At 41.3% G+C, this 3,159-nt stretch carries 2 protein-coding genes and 1 pseudogene; all 3 read left to right on the forward strand.

All coding sequences use genetic code 11. The features are described 5' to 3' along the window. Positions 1-210, forward strand: a pseudogene (locus JJB97_RS17505) (DUF2345 domain-containing protein); the annotation flags it as partial. A 23-nt stretch (positions 211-233) separates the two neighbouring features. After that, on the forward strand, positions 234-962 hold the full coding sequence (locus JJB97_RS17510; RefSeq protein WP_238715364.1) for a T6SS immunity protein Tli3 family protein: 729 nt from the start codon (positions 234-236) through the stop codon (positions 960-962). Between the two features lie 25 nt (positions 963-987). Further along, the gene (locus JJB97_RS17515; protein ID WP_238715365.1) at positions 988-3,111 is read left to right on the forward strand and encodes an alpha/beta hydrolase; all 2,124 of its coding nucleotides are present in this window, start codon (positions 988-990) and stop codon (positions 3,109-3,111) included. Positions 3,112-3,159 lie beyond the last annotated feature (48 nt).

Raw genomic sequence — 3,159 nt, forward strand, 5'->3', positions numbered from 1 at the left:
ATGAAGAACTACGCTCCGGAAAGTTTTGATGAGAAGTTTGTGGTGACACATGCACTGACGGGCGATCCTATTGCTAACCTGCCGTATCAGATTAAGTTGCCCGATGGAAAAATCATTAAAGGTGTAACGTCTGCTACAGGCGAAACAGAGTTACTACAGTCAGAAATGGTTGATGACATGATTCTTTCATTCCTGCCAATTGAGAAATAATGAACATAAGGGGGGAGAATAAGATGGCAGATAACAAAGACGGAACAAAGACGATTGTTAAGTTGTGTGCGGCGGGTGTGGTATTGATTATATTAGGCTATGTCTTGATCTGGTTTCTTTTTATGCCAACCATAGGTGGCAGCTTTGGGGCTGGTTTTCCTTCTGGTTCAGGTGGAAGTCGTGTCCGAAGTGTCATTATTGATGTGGAGCCACAGGTGGTTTATCGTATTGATAAAAATAGATTTTTTACCCTAGAAAAGTATAAAGATTGTACACATGGTGGCTTTGTTTATTACAATGATACGAGAAGAGGAATAAAAGAGCTAGTTACATCAGGTGCCACGGATAAAGAGCCTCAGGATGAATTGGATCTTGAAGTGGAAAATGATGTTATGGCTTTTAAAGGAAAGTTTATTTATTCTGCTAGTGATAATGTTATTGCTTACCCTTTCAGAGTAAGGAATTATAAATATGGTGGTGAGAACTATTATTTTACTTACAAAGAGCTGAATGATAAGGGGATTGTTTTTGGTGGTGATATGTCTTACTCCATTTATGAGCTTAAGGTGACTGATGGGGCTGTTTATATTCGCTCTTCATCTACGGATAAAATGTATAAGAAATTTAATACACCTAATTCAGGAGAGTATGAATCGATTGCCATTAGTAAAGTTACTATTGATAAAATTTCACAGGATAATGCCTTTCATTGCAATAATAATATTAAGCCACGCAGCGTAAAATATAATTAGCGATCCTGACAGGGAGGTAATGATAATGAAAAATGAACCAACCAGAGATGCAGTGCACTGGTTTGATGATAACGGTAAGCCGTACTTTAAAACCTGTTTATCCCCGAATTCTGTTAAGGTGCGGGCACAGTGCAAGCGACCAGTCCACTATCCGGGGATTATTATATTTGTACATGGGGTAAATTCTACTGGAGAATGGTTTTCGGACGCCGAAATTGCAATTTGTGATGGGCTGAATAAACGATTAGGACTGGATGGTACTTCTTATAAATTGCGGCCTAATATATATAATAGCGATAATTCACTTGATCTTGAGAATTATAAAAAGGATCGTGAGATTCTTAATCTAGCCGATGCGAATTCGCCAATTATTCGCTTTTTTTGGGGGTATCGCTCGCCAGATGGTGATGAAGAAAAATATAAAATTCCGTTGGTTAATAAAAACAATGAAGATTATAGAGCCTTAAAAGAACAGGGAGCAACAGCAGAGGAGCTCAGAAAAAAAGGCCCCTGGTTCTGGGGGGGAGGCCCTTTTCAGAATGGTACAACACATTTGTATTCACTCTGGAGTGATGTAGGGTTTAATGAAGACCTCTTTTTAGGGATGAAAGTACAAGCATTTGCCCCTGATTTTGATCGCTTGTTAACCAGTGCGCCAGGGCGCAGATATTATTCTCATGCAGCAAAGCGTTTAGCAGATTTACTTGATTTTATTCGTGATAAATATCCACGTGATACGGTCAGTGTGATTTCTCATAGCCAGGGGACAATGATTGCGTTGGCTGCTACAGCAATGGCTAAAAAGGCACCAGACAGCCTGTTTATTCTTAACTCACCATACCGTATTGAAGATCAATTGCTTGATAGAGGGGCTATGCCCGCAGAAGAACGCCTGACAAGTGAAGCGCGCCAAAAAACTCTGTCAGCCATTATTGAGAAAGTAGCTGAGCGGGCTACGGTATTGTCTCAGGAACAATATAGTAGCCTGTGTGTAGGCAGGTCTGAAGACAATAAGCCTTGGACACCGGATATCATGCATAAATCAAAGTTGCTCCAGACAGCTACCACCTATAGCGAATCAGGGAAGGATTATCCCAAAGTTATTGCTAAACAAATTTTGACGGAAAAGTGGGTATCTGAACGTGATAATCATGGACGTTTCTATATTTACTTCAATCCCCACGATAGAGTTATGGGAGCTTCACCTTTGCTTAGTTTGGGTTGGCAAGGGCTTCCTAATACGCTCCGTGAAAATAAGCCCCATCCTTTTTTATTACAACATCAGGGACATTTATTCCAGCGTATGATGGCTCGTTTCACATCTTGTGGAGAAGAACCAAATCCAAAGACAGTATTTAGCCCACTTCCTGGAGGGGAAGCCTTTTGGGATGATAATGGTGATATGCTGACCTACCATAATCCGCATGAAAAGATTACCGTAAATATTAATGGAGAGGAGGTTCCTGAGCCTATTTCAAAAGATGAGATGACTAATTTTGATCAATCTCGTACGGGTGGAAAGAGAAAAGATAAAAAACCCGAGGCTAAAATTGGGGAAGGTTGGGGGCAATTTCATACAGAAGTGAATCCGCTCACAGGTGAAATGGTGATTGTTCCTAATGATGATACGTTCGATAATTATATCAGGCTGTTTCCTAAGCAAAAAGTGTCAACTGGGAATTATCGTCGGCTTGATTATTTCCCATACCAGAAATTGGAGATGCGCCCGGAAACAGATGAAGAACGCCGTATTCGTGTAGGTTCATACATTTCACAGCCAACTGATCACAGTACGCTCCCCAGAAGTCGGAAATTTATGAGTCGAGTTGTGGCTTACGATCTACCTGTCGGTTTTTGTGATGCCACTTGGGATAAAGCCTTTATGGCAAAACTGAGGGATATGGCCGACTGGACAAAAGGCTATGACAGTTATTTTGAAAGTGGTGTCCTACCCGAAGTTAAAATTCCCCCCATTATTTCTACTGAGACCGTTGCTGAAGTCGAAGATGCACGGGAAGAGCGGCGAAAAGCATCTATGGAGCCTACGCGTCAGAAATTGCTTAAAGCTTTTGAACTACGTGATTATCAGGTCTCCGAAACACGCGATCGTCTGGGGATAATTGACTCATCTTCGGTTAGTGAAGAGTAAGGATAACTCATGGCAATACGCGTAGTGGTACTTGGAGACGCTACCTCG

The sequence above is a fragment of the Tenebrionibacter intestinalis genome (genome assembly GCF_016632365.1).
Lineage (GTDB): Bacteria > Pseudomonadota > Gammaproteobacteria > Enterobacterales > Enterobacteriaceae > Tenebrionibacter > Tenebrionibacter intestinalis.